Source organism: Halostagnicola larsenii XH-48 (assembly GCF_000517625.1).
Classification (GTDB): domain Archaea; phylum Halobacteriota; class Halobacteria; order Halobacteriales; family Natrialbaceae; genus Halostagnicola; species Halostagnicola larsenii.
The window spans coordinates 1,307,918-1,320,929 of the sequence record NZ_CP007055.1 but is presented as its reverse complement, the minus strand read 5'-3'; the positions used below and the strand labels follow the sequence as shown (position 1 = coordinate 1,320,929).

22 protein-coding genes are annotated in these 13,012 nt (G+C 60.8%); 1 reads left to right on the top strand and 21 read right to left on the bottom strand.

Going from position 1 to position 13,012, the window contains the following annotated elements; genetic code table 11:
- The 9 genes from HALLA_RS21600 to HALLA_RS06610 are packed head-to-tail and all read right to left on the bottom strand — an operon-like array spanning position 1 to position 3,328.
- Positions 1-132, bottom strand: coding sequence for a hypothetical protein (locus tag HALLA_RS21600; RefSeq protein WP_277921477.1), 132 nt, complete (start codon positions 130-132; stop codon positions 1-3).
- A gap of 13 nt (positions 133-145) precedes the next feature.
- Positions 146-649 carry a hypothetical protein gene (locus HALLA_RS06645; RefSeq protein WP_049952654.1) on the bottom strand — a complete coding sequence of 168 codons (504 nt, stop codon included), beginning with the start codon at positions 647-649 and terminating at the stop codon, positions 146-148.
- Positions 649-1,113, bottom strand: coding sequence for a hypothetical protein (locus tag HALLA_RS06640; RefSeq protein WP_049952653.1), 465 nt, complete (start codon positions 1,111-1,113; stop codon positions 649-651). Before HALLA_RS06640 ends, HALLA_RS06645 begins: the two co-directional genes overlap by 1 nt.
- 49 nt (positions 1,114-1,162) lie before the next feature.
- Positions 1,163-1,618, bottom strand: coding sequence for a hypothetical protein (locus HALLA_RS06635; RefSeq protein WP_049952652.1), 456 nt, complete (start codon positions 1,616-1,618; stop codon positions 1,163-1,165).
- On the bottom strand, positions 1,615-1,962 hold the full coding sequence (locus HALLA_RS06630; RefSeq protein ID WP_049952651.1) for a hypothetical protein: 348 nt from the start codon (positions 1,960-1,962) through the stop codon (positions 1,615-1,617). The genes HALLA_RS06635 and HALLA_RS06630 overlap by 4 nt, the downstream gene beginning before the upstream one ends.
- Positions 1,962-2,408: a hypothetical protein gene (locus HALLA_RS06625; RefSeq protein WP_049952650.1), complete on the bottom strand. Its 447-nt coding sequence runs from the start codon at positions 2,406-2,408 to the stop codon at positions 1,962-1,964. The genes HALLA_RS06630 and HALLA_RS06625 overlap by 1 nt, the downstream gene beginning before the upstream one ends.
- Before the next feature lie 56 nt (positions 2,409-2,464).
- Positions 2,465-2,860 (bottom strand): hypothetical protein, encoded by a 396-nt coding sequence (locus HALLA_RS06620; RefSeq protein ID WP_049952649.1) that lies wholly within the window; start codon positions 2,858-2,860, stop codon positions 2,465-2,467.
- Complete coding sequence (locus HALLA_RS06615; RefSeq protein ID WP_049952648.1) at positions 2,853-3,083, bottom strand: hypothetical protein; 231 nt, start codon at positions 3,081-3,083, stop codon at positions 2,853-2,855. The genes HALLA_RS06620 and HALLA_RS06615 overlap by 8 nt, the downstream gene beginning before the upstream one ends.
- A 5-nt stretch (positions 3,084-3,088) precedes the next feature.
- On the bottom strand, positions 3,089-3,328 hold the full coding sequence (locus HALLA_RS06610) for a hypothetical protein (protein WP_049952647.1): 240 nt from the start codon (positions 3,326-3,328) through the stop codon (positions 3,089-3,091).
- A gap of 146 nt (positions 3,329-3,474) precedes the next feature.
- Between HALLA_RS06610 and HALLA_RS06605 the strand changes: the two genes are divergently transcribed.
- The gene (locus HALLA_RS06605; RefSeq protein ID WP_049952646.1) at positions 3,475-3,774 is read left to right on the top strand and encodes a hypothetical protein; all 300 of its coding nucleotides are present in this window, start codon (positions 3,475-3,477) and stop codon (positions 3,772-3,774) included.
- A 41-nt stretch (positions 3,775-3,815) separates the two neighbouring features.
- On the opposite strand, the gene HALLA_RS06600 is transcribed toward HALLA_RS06605, so the two are convergent.
- From HALLA_RS06600 to HALLA_RS06545, 12 genes are all read right to left on the bottom strand, one after another.
- Positions 3,816-4,022 (bottom strand): hypothetical protein, encoded by a 207-nt coding sequence (locus HALLA_RS06600; protein WP_049952644.1) that lies wholly within the window; start codon positions 4,020-4,022, stop codon positions 3,816-3,818.
- 57 nt (positions 4,023-4,079) lie between these two features.
- Positions 4,080-4,937 (bottom strand): metallophosphoesterase family protein, encoded by an 858-nt coding sequence (locus HALLA_RS06595; RefSeq protein WP_049952643.1) that lies wholly within the window; start codon positions 4,935-4,937, stop codon positions 4,080-4,082.
- A 2-nt stretch (positions 4,938-4,939) separates the two neighbouring features.
- Entirely contained in the window at positions 4,940-5,827 is an 888-nt protein-coding gene (locus tag HALLA_RS06590) for a hypothetical protein (RefSeq protein WP_049952642.1), read from the bottom strand.
- 133 nt (positions 5,828-5,960) lie between these two features.
- A complete protein-coding gene (locus tag HALLA_RS06585) occupies positions 5,961-7,223 on the bottom strand; it encodes a phage major capsid protein (RefSeq protein WP_049952641.1) in 1,263 nt (420 codons plus the stop codon).
- A gap of 2 nt (positions 7,224-7,225) precedes the next feature.
- Complete coding sequence (locus HALLA_RS06580) at positions 7,226-7,654, bottom strand: hypothetical protein (RefSeq protein WP_049952640.1); 429 nt, start codon at positions 7,652-7,654, stop codon at positions 7,226-7,228.
- Positions 7,655-7,726: 72 nt separating this feature from the next.
- Positions 7,727-9,250, bottom strand: coding sequence for a hypothetical protein (locus tag HALLA_RS06575; protein WP_049952639.1), 1,524 nt, complete (start codon positions 9,248-9,250; stop codon positions 7,727-7,729).
- A 33-nt stretch (positions 9,251-9,283) separates the two neighbouring features.
- The gene (locus tag HALLA_RS06570; protein WP_049952638.1) at positions 9,284-11,272 is read right to left on the bottom strand and encodes a hypothetical protein; all 1,989 of its coding nucleotides are present in this window, start codon (positions 11,270-11,272) and stop codon (positions 9,284-9,286) included.
- A 33-nt stretch (positions 11,273-11,305) separates the two neighbouring features.
- The gene (locus HALLA_RS06565) at positions 11,306-11,506 is read right to left on the bottom strand and encodes a hypothetical protein (RefSeq protein ID WP_049952637.1); all 201 of its coding nucleotides are present in this window, start codon (positions 11,504-11,506) and stop codon (positions 11,306-11,308) included.
- Complete coding sequence (locus HALLA_RS06560; RefSeq protein WP_049952636.1) at positions 11,503-11,703, bottom strand: hypothetical protein; 201 nt, start codon at positions 11,701-11,703, stop codon at positions 11,503-11,505. Before HALLA_RS06560 ends, HALLA_RS06565 begins: the two co-directional genes overlap by 4 nt.
- Positions 11,696-12,229: a hypothetical protein gene (locus tag HALLA_RS06555; protein WP_049952635.1), complete on the bottom strand. Its 534-nt coding sequence runs from the start codon at positions 12,227-12,229 to the stop codon at positions 11,696-11,698. The genes HALLA_RS06560 and HALLA_RS06555 overlap by 8 nt, the downstream gene beginning before the upstream one ends.
- On the bottom strand, positions 12,219-12,527 hold the full coding sequence (locus HALLA_RS06550) for a hypothetical protein (protein ID WP_049952634.1): 309 nt from the start codon (positions 12,525-12,527) through the stop codon (positions 12,219-12,221). The genes HALLA_RS06555 and HALLA_RS06550 overlap by 11 nt, the downstream gene beginning before the upstream one ends.
- Positions 12,520-12,753, bottom strand: a complete 234-nt coding sequence (locus tag HALLA_RS06545; protein WP_049952633.1) for a hypothetical protein — start codon at positions 12,751-12,753, stop codon at positions 12,520-12,522. The genes HALLA_RS06550 and HALLA_RS06545 overlap by 8 nt, the downstream gene beginning before the upstream one ends.
- Positions 12,754-13,012 lie beyond the last annotated feature (259 nt).

Here is a 13,012-nt window from a genome sequence, read left to right as displayed (position 1 = left end):
TCAGGTTTCAAACCGTTTTGCTTCCTCGTTGTACAGTCTCGATTTGAGCTTCGCCGCCAGAACCCGGTCCATGAGGCTCTTTTCGCGCGCTTCTGACGGCCAGGAGTTCGTCAAATCACAGGCCAGTGCCATCCTCAGACCTCGCTTACTTTTTGCGAAACCCGTCGGCTGCGCCTGCCTGGCGCTTCACCTCCTCTTCGATCGCGTCGAAGGCGGCCCCAACGTGTTCTCCAATCGCGTCCGGCCCGTACCGAACGTAGATCTCGTAGAACACCTCTTTGGAGTACTTCGCCTCGACGGTCACGTCCGCGAGGACGCTTGCAGCCTCGTCCATCGAGCGCTCGATGTTTTGCATGTCACCAGGCTCCGGGTCGTCGAGTTCGGCGAGCATCGAATCGACGTGACTTATGCGGTTGATGAGTTCGCCATTCATGACTGCCTCAAGGTGGGCGAGGTTCCCGCCGGGGAGCGTGACCCTCGTTTCGATGAGATCTCCGCCATGCTCTTCGTCGAGCGAGTCCAGGAGTTCCTCCTGCTCGGCTTCGAGCTCGCGACGCGTCTCTCTGGACTCGTCGACGAGTCGCTGTTTGCGCTCGGCTTTCTCTTCCTCGGTGAGACCCGTCAGTTCGTCCGGAAGTTCTCGAGCCATTACGTTGTCCCCGCAGGTGCGAAGTTGCTGACATCAGCCCCGGTACCCGAGAGACTCTGGGAGACGAATTCGCCTTCTGACGCCTCCCACAGCGGCATCTCCTCGAAGTAGACGTCGTCGATCGACCCCTCGAGGGTGGTGTCGCCGTTCGCGGAGGTGATCGTCCCCTCGATCGAGAAGAGCGCGACGTCTGAGGTGTCCTCGATCGAGGAGCCGGCGGAGGTGACGCCCATCCACCACTGGGCGAACGTCTCGTCGAATTTAGCGTACTCCACCTCGACCGGGACCGACAGTTCGCGTTTCTTGACGCTCTCGCGCTTGATGCTATCGGCAGTGAACAGTTCGATGTGCTCGGCAGAGAGCATGACCGACACGCTCTGGAGCCCAGCGACCGGCACGTCGCCGTCCTGAGGGTCCGTCACGGACAGTGTCATGCTATCGCCGAAATACGGTTCTGCAGCCATACCTGCGGCGTGACGCAACCACGTTAAAACCGTTTCCCCGAGTGAAGAGCTACCGTGCGCCGGTCAGATCGATCTGGATTGCCATCACGGAGTGATCGACGCCACGGGCGCGGGCACTCCCCCGGAGGTCTTCCTCGCCGACGGGCGCGATATCCGTCCACTGCGTTTGGTCCTCGAGGTCGACCGTGTAGCCACGGATGATCTCACGGACGTCGTGGGCGTACTCCAGGCACGGGTCCGATCCCTCCGGCGTCCAGACCTCCGCCCGGACCATTGGTTCCTCGACGAGTGTATTGTATCCAGCGCCGAGTTTCTGGTAGTCGTCCGATCCGGGCCGCTGGACGTAGATCGCGTCTCGCATGTCTCGAGCCTTCTTTGAAGAGAAATCCGTCTCCTCGTAGCGCTCGATGTAATCGGGTTCCCCGCCGGCGTTCGCCCAGTCCTCCGCGGCAGCCCCCTCGAGGATATCGACGATCGTCTGGACTGGATCCAGGCTGGAGCTCATGCGTCCACCCGGTCCATGAGTGCCGTCCAGGTCGACCCGTCGTCAGGTGCGTTGTGGTCGTTGGTGGCGTGGGCCTCCGCCGCCTCCTCGCCGGCGACCGTCTCGTCACAGCTCGAACACTGGTAGATCACTCTCCCGGCTCCATCCGAGACGGTTCCCGACGTCTGTTCGCCGGCGTCGGTACTCGAATCGGCGATCGTCTCGAGGGCGGTGGCGATGCGGCCGAGCTGCGTGAGGACACCGACCTGGAAGGCTTGCTCCTCGCTGAGGCCGTCGTAGTCTTCCTCTCTGGGGTCTTCGTCAGGAGTCTCCGCGGTCCGTGATTTGGATCGGTCACGCGGCATTAGAACTCACGCTCCACGGACGCGCTGATACCGCGCGCTTGTAGATACGCTTCCTGTGCTTCCTTTCCCGGTTCCACGAACGGGTTGGCCTCGGTCCCTTCTTTCGCGATCTTGTGGCGGACAGCCCACGCCGCGCCTTCGTCCCCGAGGATGCGTCGCGACCAGCGCTCGAGGCCGTCCATCGCGTGGACTGGGATCCAGTGTGGTTCCGATCCATCCTCGACAGCGGCGGCGTACCCTGCCGAGTAGCCCCACTCCCAGGTGCCATCGGCGAGTTCCTCCGGCGGGTAGCCAGAGTTCGCGAGGAACGAGTCCGCGCCATGCGAGACGTGTTCCTGCGAGACTTCGAAGCCGCGATCGGCGGCGTCCCGCAGCGCTTTGCGCGTGCCACGGCGGACGTTCCCCGCGGCATCCGTCGACGTCGAGCTGGTACTCACGTTCAGCATGGCTGGCGAGTGACGCAACTCTGTGATAAACGTAGCCCCGGAGAAACCGTGGACCGCTACCGAGTCGAAAAGATGCCGATGTTGGGTTGGTCCTCGAGGTAGCCGAGATACTCGCGCCCCCATTTGGTCTGCGTGAGCGAGTCCTGGGTCTCGCCCGTGACCGTGTTGTAGCTCACGCTCCCGCCGGCTTGGGACTCCGACTGCGCTTCGCCCTCGCGAAGCGCCCACTTGTGGGCGGCGAGGAGGATGATACGATCCTTCCGATTCCCGTGCGTTCGAGAGGTATAGAGCACCTGCTGGCCGAAGATATCTCGGTCCATCCGGTCGGCTGCCTCGATGAGGAGCTCGGCCTGACTCTTGTCTTCGCCATCGTCGGGCTCTTTCGGGATCTCGGTCGCGCCGTACTGCGCTTCCACCTCGGCGACGCTGGGGAGATCGTCGCTACTACTCATCGTCACGCCCCGCGAGTGCCTCGCGTCGGTCCTCGATCGCGTTCTGGACGCTCGAGCGATCGTCGACTTCCTCGAGGTCGTCCAGGAGGTCGTCGACGTCGCCCGCCGTGATCTTCGAGATTGCCGTCTGGTAGTTCGCGTCCGCCAGCTTCGCGACCGGGTCGACGTCGTCAGTGTCGTCGGTGTCGGGAGTTATGGAGGGGAAGAGAGTGTGACCTGGCATGACGATCACCGATCAGGGTCCTTTCGCAGGCTGTCTCCTTCCCAGTCACCCAACTGGCCCGAGGCCTCGTACGTGTCGGGGTTGTCCCGACCGTCGATCCCGGCGTCGTCGAGATCGTAGCGCTCCTGGTCGATCGGGTCGAACTCCTCTTCGGAGAACGCTGTTTTGCGGGCACGCTCCCGGAAGGCATGGTACTCGCCGTCGACGGCACGGGCGCTCTCATCCCGCCTACTGAAGATGGTCATACACGGCGAGTGACGTAACCCCCTGATAAATCTTCGCGGCGACGTCTTCGTCGGTTGTCTCGAGTGATGATGAGTTATGAAAGGCACCAATCCGCAAGTCGGTACACTATGACAAATATTATATTCTAACTTCCGAAGACGTTTCCATGGACATAAACTGGATTGAAGCAGTCGCAGAGTCGGTCAAATATCTTGCCGGTGGGTTTGCTGGTGCGTTTGTAACCTCATCTCTTGACTATGATCTACCGGCCCAGATCTCATTCTTCGTCGCCGGAATGGTGATGCTGTTCGTATTAGTTATCGTGTCCCGCAAAATAGACCCGGACAACCAGGATGAGATGTTGGAAGATGCAGTACGCGAATCAGTTGAGGAAACTGTTCCCAAGGCAGTTCAAGAGTCGATCCGGGAAGAATTACAAGTCGTTGACCAACAGAAGGGTGATTGAATCGATCCGATTCGGTAGCTACAGCTTAGAAGTGAGCTAAATCAATGGAGCTCGTCTGTAGTCGATTTGAAGAAGTATGTAATCGCAGAGCCAGCGACACCTCCAATCAAAGCCGCACTTTGCCACGAGGGTGCCTGCGAAGTGAGTGATTCCCCCATCTTCGCGATCGTGAAGATAACCACCATTGTGATTACAACCGCTGCAAAGCCGCCGACGAGGTTTTTAATGAGTTTGTCCCAGTCTGACATACCCTCATGTCAAAGTTAGAAAAGATAATAGTTTCGGCCGCAATTATAGCTCCGAATCTACCACGTGGCGGTCGTGATCGTCCCCGACGAGTCAGCCCCGACATCGTAGTAATAACATGTTGCCTCATTGTTTGTTGTGTCAATGTCGAGCCATCGCACGTCCCCAGTATAGTTCGTATCGCTGTTATGGACGAGATGGCGTGATAGGACGTATTCGACTCCATTGACGGTCGTTGATCCGCGCCCCTCATCATTAAACAGATGGCCGTTATTGACCATCACGACGTTTCCGCGCTCGAGGACATTCTGAACGTGTGGCGCATTCGAACAATAGAAGTACTCTCGGTAGTCGGTGTACCAATCCTCTGCGGAGAGGTCGCCATAGTCAAACGCAGCAAGTGGGGCGTGTGCGTAGACGAATGTCGGGATATCGGGGTCGTCGTCCATCAACCGGTGCAGGAATGATATTTGGTCCGGCGACACCATCGCCCCCACTTGATGGAGTTCATGATGGCCCTGATAGGGGTGGGTATCAAGCCAAACATGCCTAACTCCATCTTCCTCAAAACTCCCATAGCGTGGATACTCGTCCCGCGGGAAATACTCACGGTAGATGTCAAGCGGTCGATCGTGGTTACCGCGTGCGATGATTCTCAAGTCACCGTTGAGGTTGCTAAGGACTTGATTTTGAGCCACCTCAAAGTCACTTTTGTAATATTTGTTATCTGTTGCCCAGTTGCCCCAGTTGATGTCAGAGGTTGTTGGACCGAGTGGCCGAATATCTCCGAGATGAACGTTCCAGTCCACGTTCTCGGAATTTAGTCTGCTGACCGCATCATTTGATTTGCTTACTCCGTTCTCCGTCCGCCGACTATCCGCGATATGAGTGTCGGCGAGCAATCCTATTTTCACCATTCTCAATACCCCCACACTTGGATCCCGGACAGTCGGTGCAGGTGGCCGGTCCCTCCACTAACTCTAACCTGAGCGCGGACCCACCCCAAATCGTTCTCGTTCCACTCCCCATCGTCATAATCCTCTAATGTGAGTGGGATAAACGGGGTCATGAAATCGGTTCCAGAATTGGCTGTTATCTCGATTTCGAGCGTTCCGAGCCCCTGCGATCCAGGATCACGGTCCAATTGGACGAAGACACTCTCGCCGTCTGTATCATTTGATATAATCCCGCCAAATGCAAGATATGCAGGACCGGCATCTGCATTACCCACAAATGGGTAGTAAATACTTTCGTGCAAAACGCTCTCGTAACTTGTGTTGGTGAAGGTATACTCGGTCGTCCCCGGCTCAACCAAGTGGTTGACGTTAGACGATGTGATGAGTTGTGGACCATCTGCGGACTGATAATCTCTCGAGACAAGGCCACTGTCGCTATTCGGCGTCGGTGGGGCTCGACTCGTATACGTCTCGGGTTGGATGCCCTCCTGCTCTCGGTAGGTCGTTGTCGCGTTGTCCCCCGTCACAGGGTCTTTGAGATTCTCTTCCTCTGCACCCACCGATGAAAGCCCCGTCAGGTCCACGTCTCGCATCTCGTGCTCGCCAGATTGTGGAACCTCGAGGACCAACTTACCATCCTCGATATACCAGTCAGCGTCGATATTGGTGATTTCGTCATTCTCAACATCCCCAAGGACGATGCGTTTAGTCACTGCTGCGTCCTCCGTTTCGTTGCTGGTTGACTCGGTTGGCGGCCCGTCGTCCGCGTCGCTTTCCGAAGAGCACCCCGCTAATGCCGTCAGGCCCATCGCCGAGGACACGGCAAGCACCGCCCGACGTGTTAGATCCATGCGAAACTCCACTGATAGACTGACAATAAGTTATGTGGTTATCTTCGCTTGACTGACGCATGGTCTGTCCGGACACCTCCCCAGTAAAACTGTTTCCCTCGCTCGAGAAGAAAACCGAGATCGCCGCGATCACCTACGCCGTCGAGTGCGTGACCGTCGCGCCGCCGTCTTCCTGCCGCCAGACCGCGTCAACATAAGACCTCACGTTCGATCCCTGGAGATCGCGGATCGGGTCCTCCCAGTCCTTCGTGACGAGATCCATGTCGTCCCAGAGGACGAGCGCGAACAGATCTCGATTGTAGGCCACCGCGCCGATGTCGTCCGTATCCTGGTAGTTCCAGGAGCCATCGGGACTGAGGGTCTTCGTGTCGTCGGCTCCGTTGTAGGTGCCGTGCGACCCCTTCCAGCGCTCCATCCCCATGATGGACCCCATCTGTCGGTCCTGCAGCGGCTCGGTCGATCCGCCACGGTTGGCGTAGACGACGTTCGTGTCGTCGAAGATCGCCTTCTCGAACCGTGGGTGAACGATCGCCGCGTTGGCCTCGCCGAAGTCCTGCATGTCGACCTCGGTCGCCCCGCCGTTGAGCGCCTGGACTGCAGACGCGTCGGTCGTCCCGCCGACATCAGCGTCGAAGGACTGTCCAGCGCCGTCGACGAGGTTGACGAGACCGAAGCGGTTGATCGTATTCTCGACTGCCGCGCCGGCCTCGCGAGCGAGCTGCTCGACGACGTCCGGTTCGGACTCGTTGATGATCTCGTCGGAGATCTCGAAGCCTCGAGCGACCTTTTGGCAGTCGAAGCTGACCGTGTCGAAGCCGTCCTGTCCGGTCTCGATCTCCGCGCCCTGCGCGATGACGTCCGCGTGGCTCTCGTCAGTGACCCGCGGGATGTCTCCCTTGCGCTTGGTGGCGTTGTGGATGAACGCCGCGTCGCGGAAGATCTTCCGTGGCTGTGCGCCCTGGATGATCGTCGTCTCGAGTTCCTCGCGGAAGAGGACGTCCAGCTCGGTGACGCTGTCGTTCAGCAGTGCGCGCTGGATGTACTGATCCTTGTCCATCGTCGCGTCGCCCGAGAGGAACCGCTCCTGGTCGTCCTCGTTGAACTCCTTGCGGGCCAGCGTCCGGGCGACGCTCTCTTCGTGCGTGTTGCCGAGTTCGCCGTCGTGCGCGGCGGGCGAGTAGCCCTGCGAGACGGGTGCAGCCAAGTGACGCGTGTTGTCGACACTCTGCAGGTGTCGCTGCCGTTCGTCCGCGTTGGTGATCCACGCCCGACCGACGTCGGATGCGGAGAAACCGGTGTTGTCCAGCGCTGCGAGTAGCAGCCCCTTGAGTCGGGGGTTGCCGGGCTGTCGCCAGTACGACTTCAGCTGTCGTTGCGTTTTGTAGTGTGACACCATCGTTATGCACTCTCCTCTGCGACGCCGATGTGTTCGATCTGGATCGGGGCGTCGCCACCGTCGCCGCTGTCGTCTCTGAACGCCCGCCCGACGACGTAGTCGCCAGCCGACGCGGTCTGTACCTCTCCGTTCTCACCACTCCCGCCGCCACTCGCGATGAGATCGCCGGAGGTCACGTCGCCAGTTCCACTGGTTGCTCGAGCACGCCCGCCGCCCTCGAGGACGAGAATAGTATCGCCAGCCGCCGCGCTGTAGGCGGCGAAGCCAGTGACGGGCTCGCCGTCGGTATCCGACGGAGTCACCTCGTCATCATCAGTGCCGGCCTTGACGAGTTGGCCTTGTTTGATAGCAACTTCCGCGACGTAGGCGTGGGCGGAGTACTGCCGCCCAGGACTGAGCGCCACGGGGAGTTCGTAGTCTCTAAACACCATACTCCCGGCGTGACGCACCCCTCTTATAACATTTTCTCCGTTGAGAAACAGCCGTGGAATAGACGCCGATGTCTACGTCAGCATGACGTCTTCGTGCTCGCCCGAACCGCCACTGTCGCCATCCTCACTGTAGAAGTCCTCGCCGTTCTGATGCTCGCGGGCCTGACGGACAGGCTGGTCTTCGAGCTTCGAGAGTCGGCGTTCTTTCTCCTCGATTTCGTCCTCGAGCTCCTCGACGGTCTCGTCGACGTCACCTTTGTACTCCGAGAGCATCTCCTTGACCGACTCGAGTTCGCTGGTGAACTTGCCGATCGTGTCGACGGCCTCGCGAAGCTCTTCCTGACCCATGCCGTCGCCGTTTTCGTCACCGTTTTCGTCGCCATCACCATCGCCCTCTGGTTCTTCGGCCATGTTCTCCATGACCCACTCCTCGAGGCCCTGGACGGCAGCTTCCTCGAGGTCATCGGCGCCGGCGTCCTCGACGAACTTCTCGAGGCTGTCCTGGATCTCTTCGGGATCGACGTCGGCGTTCTCGCCAACCCACGCGAGGAACTCGGATGCCGGAGCCTCCATGTCTCCCTCGGACTGTCGGTACTGTTCGATCAGCGTCTGGATGAGTTCGAGGTCGCCGCCTTCCTGGAGGACCTGCTGCATCTCGGCGAGCAGCTTGTTGATCCGCTGTCGTTGTTTTTTACCCATATCCCCGGCGTGACGGGAGGTGTTTAAAGGCGTTTCCCCGCTTCCCGGAGGCCCGCTCTCGCCACCACTGCGGAGAATGAGGCCGGTATGATCGTAGCCGTGGTCCTCTGCCATCGCGATCGCGCGGCCCCGCGCCTGTTGTTCCATCTCGACCGGTCGGCTGGCGGGTCCGAACACCAGGCCGACGCCAGAGTACCACATCTCCGTGAGGCGACTCGCTCCCGTTTCGGGATCCGTCTCTGACTCCTCGCCGACGATCTCGACGCTCGGCCCGACCGGCGGCGTCTGGGTTCCCGGATCGTCTGCACTCTCGAGGACTTCGTCCATTAGCTCGATCGACGCCTGGCTCGCCGGCGACTCGCCGTGGAGCTTGATGTCGCCGTACATCCGGTCCTGGTCGTCGACGATGATGGAGTCGGTTGGGATCGTCCCGATATCGCCCAGCGATGCCGCGTTGTGCAGCGCCGGCCCGTGCAGGAAGTTGATCTCGGCTTCCTCGACGTCGTCGCCGGTCTCAGGATCGACCCAGTTCTCCGCCGAGGCGCGGATGCCTTCGGCACTGTAGATCGCCGTCGACCTCGAGCCGGCGTCGGTCCACGCACCAGGCGCGAGGAGCATCACGTTCTCGTACTTGACGCCGTCGCCATCCATCTCGATGCGCCGGATATCGCCCGGGTTTCGGAACTCCGCAAGGGCGGCGAGGTCGTCGTCATCCTCGTCGGGGTCGGCCTCGAGGTAATCCTCGAGCACGCCACGGTCCTGCATGTCCTCGCAGAGCTCGCGAGCGATGTCCAGGTCCATGTCCGGGTTGCCGTCCGCCATCTGCCGAGCGGCGTGCTCGACGTCATCGTCGTCGGTGTTCTGCAGGTATCGAACGCCGGGTGGGAGTCGTCGCATACCTGCGGCGTGACGCAACCCCGATATAAGCGTTCAGGTGCCGACGACCCGGACCGGCTGATGAGTACACTGAATGTGGGGAGACCACTCTCGGGCGTCGTGATCGATGAACCGGTCGTTGGCTTCCTGGATCAGTTCTTTTAGCCGATCCATGTGGACGCCGTTCTCAGGGATTTGGTCGGAGATCCACTGACAGGCCTCCGTGCTCCGCTCGGGATCGTACGGCATTCCTGACCATTTAAACCGCAGTTCTTCGAAGTCGTCGCGCTCTCGGTAGCCGTCTTCGCGTGCGTTCCCCACTGCGTTTTGCGTGATGTCTCGGCCGATGCGCTGGGCTTCGTACTCATCGAGATCGGCGCCGGGGATGTCCTGGATGTGGTCCGTGATGGAGTTCAGCGACCAGCCGCGGGACTCGGACTCGAGGGCGTCCTGGAGGGCGTTCTCGAGGAAGCCGATCTGCGCGCCGTCGAGTGTCTGCAGCGATGAGCCGTTGATCGCCTCCGGGATGGCGTCCTCGAGGCGCGCCGTGACGAAGTCGGGGAGGTCGTCGGCGTTGAACTCGAAGAGCGTCCTCGAGGAGTCGTCACTCCAGAGCACCTTCTCGACGACGTCCCGCCAGACGAGTTCCTCCTGGGTCAGGTCGTCGTCGCTGACCGAGTCGTGGAACAGCGCTCGGCCGCAGTTACGATTTCCCGTACCGTGCCCCCGGTCGCGATCGCCGTCGCTGAACAACCCCATCCCGCCACCATCGCCACCGGCGTCGTCGGCGAGCTCGGGCGGCGCTTCACGACTGTCGCTTTCGTCCCAGGCGGCGTGGCCGACCATTTCCCGGATCTCGTCGCGATGGAACGCCCAGTCGACCGTCGAGAGCCATTCAGTGACCTGGGTCGGGTCGCTGACGACGTCTCCGAAGACGACGTTGATCTCGATGTCCTCCGGGAACGGTGAGTAGCGTCGGAGGATCGGGCGGAGGATCTCCTTCTTGAACTGGTTTGCCCGACGGGTCTGCTCAGTCCGCGCCTGGCGTTCGAACTTCCGCTCCCGCGACTCTGCGGGCGAGCCATCACCGAGGCCGGCGCTGCCGAAGTTGGTCCACTCGAGCGGGATTCCAAAGGAGCCGGCGAGCAGCGAGATGTCCGTCTCGGTGATCTGCTTCATGCCGTCGCCCATGCCCGGTGACTCAAGGGCGTTGATCTCGAGGTCGCCGCCGTGCGTCCAGGCCGTTTCCTCGTCGACGCGCTCCGGGCGGAACTTGCGATTGATGCGCCTCATCACCTTGTCCGGGATGGACTGGCCCTCGCTCCCGACGGAGACGTCGTATTTCGGCGATCCGTGCAGCTTGATCGCGTTGGCTCGCTGCTCCTGGTTCGAAACGTAGCGGTTGATCTCATCCAGGTTCTGCTCGACCAGCGAGTCGCCGAGTGGGCCGCCCGAGGAGTCCTTGAACGTAAAGTGGCCGACGTTGTCGATATCAACGGGCTGGGATTTCGGCTTCCCGCGTGGCCCCTTGATGATCTGCCGGAGGGTTGTGATCTCGCCGTAGTCGTTCCAGTCGACGTCCATCGTCGTCGGGTCGATCAGCTCGAGATGAGAGAACTCGCCGGCGCGCGTCTCGACGATCTCCGGCCAGGCGTCGCCCGCCCAGTAGCTCTGGATGCCAGCGTCGATCATCGTCAGCTCGAGCGTGTCGCCGAACTGTTCGGTGAGCCACTCGTCGACCGTGCGACCCTGGTCGTCGGTGACCGGCGAGCTGCTCTCGAAGTCGACGCCCGTGCCGTAGGTCATCAGCGCCCGCGTGTCGATGAACTCGGTGATCGGGCCGCCGTTCAGGTAGATCTTCTCACGGCGCTTGAGTTCCTTGTATGTCCGGGGACGGGTCTGAAAGAATTTGTTAGGTCGGCTTGTGCCGCCTGCGACCCACGACGACGGCGTGGCGCGCTCGAGGATGCGGCTCAGGTAGTCCTTGACTCCCGACTGCACCTCGTCGTCGACGAGTGGTCGCTCGACAGGGTCGGTTGACATACCGACGGGGTGACGCAAGTCAGTTAAAAGGGTTTAGGTGCCCGGTACCGGGTCCTTGTGTTCGGCGTGGCCGCAGTCCTGGCAGACGTCCGCCTCGACGCCTTTCGGGTTCGTGCCGTCGCGTGTGTGCTTGTCGTGAACCGTCTCGGTCATCATCACGCCGCCACACTCCCCGCAGCGCTTGACGTCGAGGCTGAACGGGAAGCGCCGCGCCCACTTGCTCCAGTCGATCATCCCTCCCCGTCCTCTGGGGATTCTTGGTCGGACGTCGCTGCGCTGAACTGGTAGATCTCCATCGGTTTGACGCCCAGTTTCTTCGCGAGCACCGTGATCGCAAGCCGGGACAGTGCAGCTGCATCGGTGGCCGCGAGGGCGACCGCAGCGCCGATGATCCCCGCGAGTTCGACGAACGAGAGAGCGATGTCAGTCATCGTCGTTCACCTCGAGAGGGTCCGGATCTGGTCGCATGACCTCGCCGCACTCGGCACACTCCTGATATGGGACGACGTCACCGTACGACCCGTTATCGCGGACGTTCGCCCGTTCCATGTCTTCGGGAAGCTCGGTCGAGGGCTCGCAGTCGACGCACACCATGCGGCTTCGGTCGTCCTCCTCGGCTGGGCTGTAGTAGACGTACCCGAGGAGTTCGTCCTTGTCGTCCTCGACCTCGCCCCAGAATCCGAGGTCCTCGAGCGCTTCCTGGACCATCGGATGTTGTGCCGCCTCGTGGTCCGAGATGATCCCGATCTCGACGCGAGTATCGTGATCGATCCCACCGAAGACGCCACCGCCGCTGGGGTGGCCCGTGATCTCGGTGAGCTCGTCGCCGTCGTCAGTCGTGACCTGGAGGTGGGCGACAGTGCCGTCGGCGAGGATGATCCGGATGCCGTCCGACAGCGGGATGACTGCCCGGCACCCCTCGGGATCATGCGGGTTGGTGTAGTCGTCACTCGGCATACATCGTCCCCCGGCCCGACCACTTTCGATCGTCAGCCACCTCTCCGGGATCCCCACAGTCGTCGCATACGGCGATCTTGTGATATTTCCCCGAATAGAGAACCATTGTATGGGTTGGCTCGTTCTTACACTTCTCGACGTCACCCACCATTCCAGTGTCGGACTTGAAGTTCTGACACGAATCAGACTTGACCGCTGAGTGGTAGCCGACCAGTTCTGGCTCCAGTTCGGGATCGATTGTCTTGATCGGTGTGCCCTCCCCGCTGTTCTCACCGTCGGCGGGTTCGCTTTCACTCATCGCTGCTCACCTCGAGCATCGCGAGGGCTTTCTCCACCCGATCCCTCCCCTGTTGGGCTGTGGGATCCATCCCGCCGGAGGCGTCGAAGTGCTCGAGCGCCTCCTGGAGGAGATCGCGAGCCTGACTCGTGTCGCCACTGTCGGTATCGATCGTCCCCAGAATTTCTTTGGCCGTTGCGTCGCCGACGCCCCGAATCTCCGTTAGCTGGTCGTGCAGGTCAGCCATACCTGCGGCGTGACGGATTCCCTACTTAAACCTTCACCAGTCAGTTAACTCAGGATCGGGTTTGTTGAACCGGAGCTCGTAGCAGAGCCAGGCGGCGTGGGAGATGAGGTGAGTAACTGCCAAGGTGGCAAAAGTCAACCATTCAAACTGGAATCCAAGATAAGCAGCTACACAGCACGATATAGTCATTGACATTGCCCCCAATGTAACGCTATTTGCCTTTTCGTGACTTACCATGGCAGACGCCGGACGGGGGGTG

Excerpts from the sequence above, each read along its gene's own strand:
- HALLA_RS06545 (WP_049952633.1), bottom strand. The coding sequence starts at position 12,753 with ATGGCTGACCTGCACGACCAGCTAACGGAGATTCGGGGCGTCGGCGAC.
- HALLA_RS21600 (WP_277921477.1), bottom strand. The coding sequence starts at position 132 with ATGGCACTGGCCTGTGATTTGACGAACTCCTGGCCGTCAGAAGCGCGC.
- HALLA_RS06625 (WP_049952650.1), bottom strand. The coding sequence starts at position 2,408 with ATGCTGAACGTGAGTACCAGCTCGACGTCGACGGATGCCGCGGGGAAC.
- HALLA_RS06560 (WP_049952636.1), bottom strand. The coding sequence starts at position 11,703 with ATGACTGACATCGCTCTCTCGTTCGTCGAACTCGCGGGGATCATCGGC.
- HALLA_RS06585 (WP_049952641.1), bottom strand. The coding sequence starts at position 7,223 with ATGGTGTCACACTACAAAACGCAACGACAGCTGAAGTCGTACTGGCGA.
- HALLA_RS06600 (WP_049952644.1), bottom strand. The coding sequence starts at position 4,022 with ATGTCAGACTGGGACAAACTCATTAAAAACCTCGTCGGCGGCTTTGCA.
- HALLA_RS06580 (WP_049952640.1), bottom strand. The coding sequence starts at position 7,654 with ATGGTGTTTAGAGACTACGAACTCCCCGTGGCGCTCAGTCCTGGGCGG.
- HALLA_RS06630 (WP_049952651.1), bottom strand. The coding sequence starts at position 1,962 with ATGCCGCGTGACCGATCCAAATCACGGACCGCGGAGACTCCTGACGAA.
- HALLA_RS06575 (WP_049952639.1), bottom strand. The coding sequence starts at position 9,250 with ATGCGACGACTCCCACCCGGCGTTCGATACCTGCAGAACACCGACGAC.
- HALLA_RS06635 (WP_049952652.1), bottom strand. The coding sequence starts at position 1,618 with ATGAGCTCCAGCCTGGATCCAGTCCAGACGATCGTCGATATCCTCGAG.
- HALLA_RS06550 (WP_049952634.1), bottom strand. The coding sequence starts at position 12,527 with ATGAGTGAAAGCGAACCCGCCGACGGTGAGAACAGCGGGGAGGGCACA.
- HALLA_RS06620 (WP_049952649.1), bottom strand. The coding sequence starts at position 2,860 with ATGAGTAGTAGCGACGATCTCCCCAGCGTCGCCGAGGTGGAAGCGCAG.
- HALLA_RS06555 (WP_049952635.1), bottom strand. The coding sequence starts at position 12,229 with ATGCCGAGTGACGACTACACCAACCCGCATGATCCCGAGGGGTGCCGG.
- HALLA_RS06645 (WP_049952654.1), bottom strand. The coding sequence starts at position 649 with ATGGCTCGAGAACTTCCGGACGAACTGACGGGTCTCACCGAGGAAGAG.
- HALLA_RS06595 (WP_049952643.1), bottom strand. The coding sequence starts at position 4,937 with ATGGTGAAAATAGGATTGCTCGCCGACACTCATATCGCGGATAGTCGG.
- HALLA_RS06640 (WP_049952653.1), bottom strand. The coding sequence starts at position 1,113 with ATGGCTGCAGAACCGTATTTCGGCGATAGCATGACACTGTCCGTGACG.
- HALLA_RS06565 (WP_049952637.1), bottom strand. The coding sequence starts at position 11,506 with ATGATCGACTGGAGCAAGTGGGCGCGGCGCTTCCCGTTCAGCCTCGAC.
- HALLA_RS06615 (WP_049952648.1), bottom strand. The coding sequence starts at position 3,083 with ATGCCAGGTCACACTCTCTTCCCCTCCATAACTCCCGACACCGACGAC.
- HALLA_RS06605 (WP_049952646.1), top strand. The coding sequence starts at position 3,475 with ATGGACATAAACTGGATTGAAGCAGTCGCAGAGTCGGTCAAATATCTT.
- HALLA_RS06610 (WP_049952647.1), bottom strand. The coding sequence starts at position 3,328 with ATGACCATCTTCAGTAGGCGGGATGAGAGCGCCCGTGCCGTCGACGGC.
- HALLA_RS06570 (WP_049952638.1), bottom strand. The coding sequence starts at position 11,272 with ATGTCAACCGACCCTGTCGAGCGACCACTCGTCGACGACGAGGTGCAG.
- HALLA_RS06590 (WP_049952642.1), bottom strand. The coding sequence starts at position 5,827 with ATGGATCTAACACGTCGGGCGGTGCTTGCCGTGTCCTCGGCGATGGGC.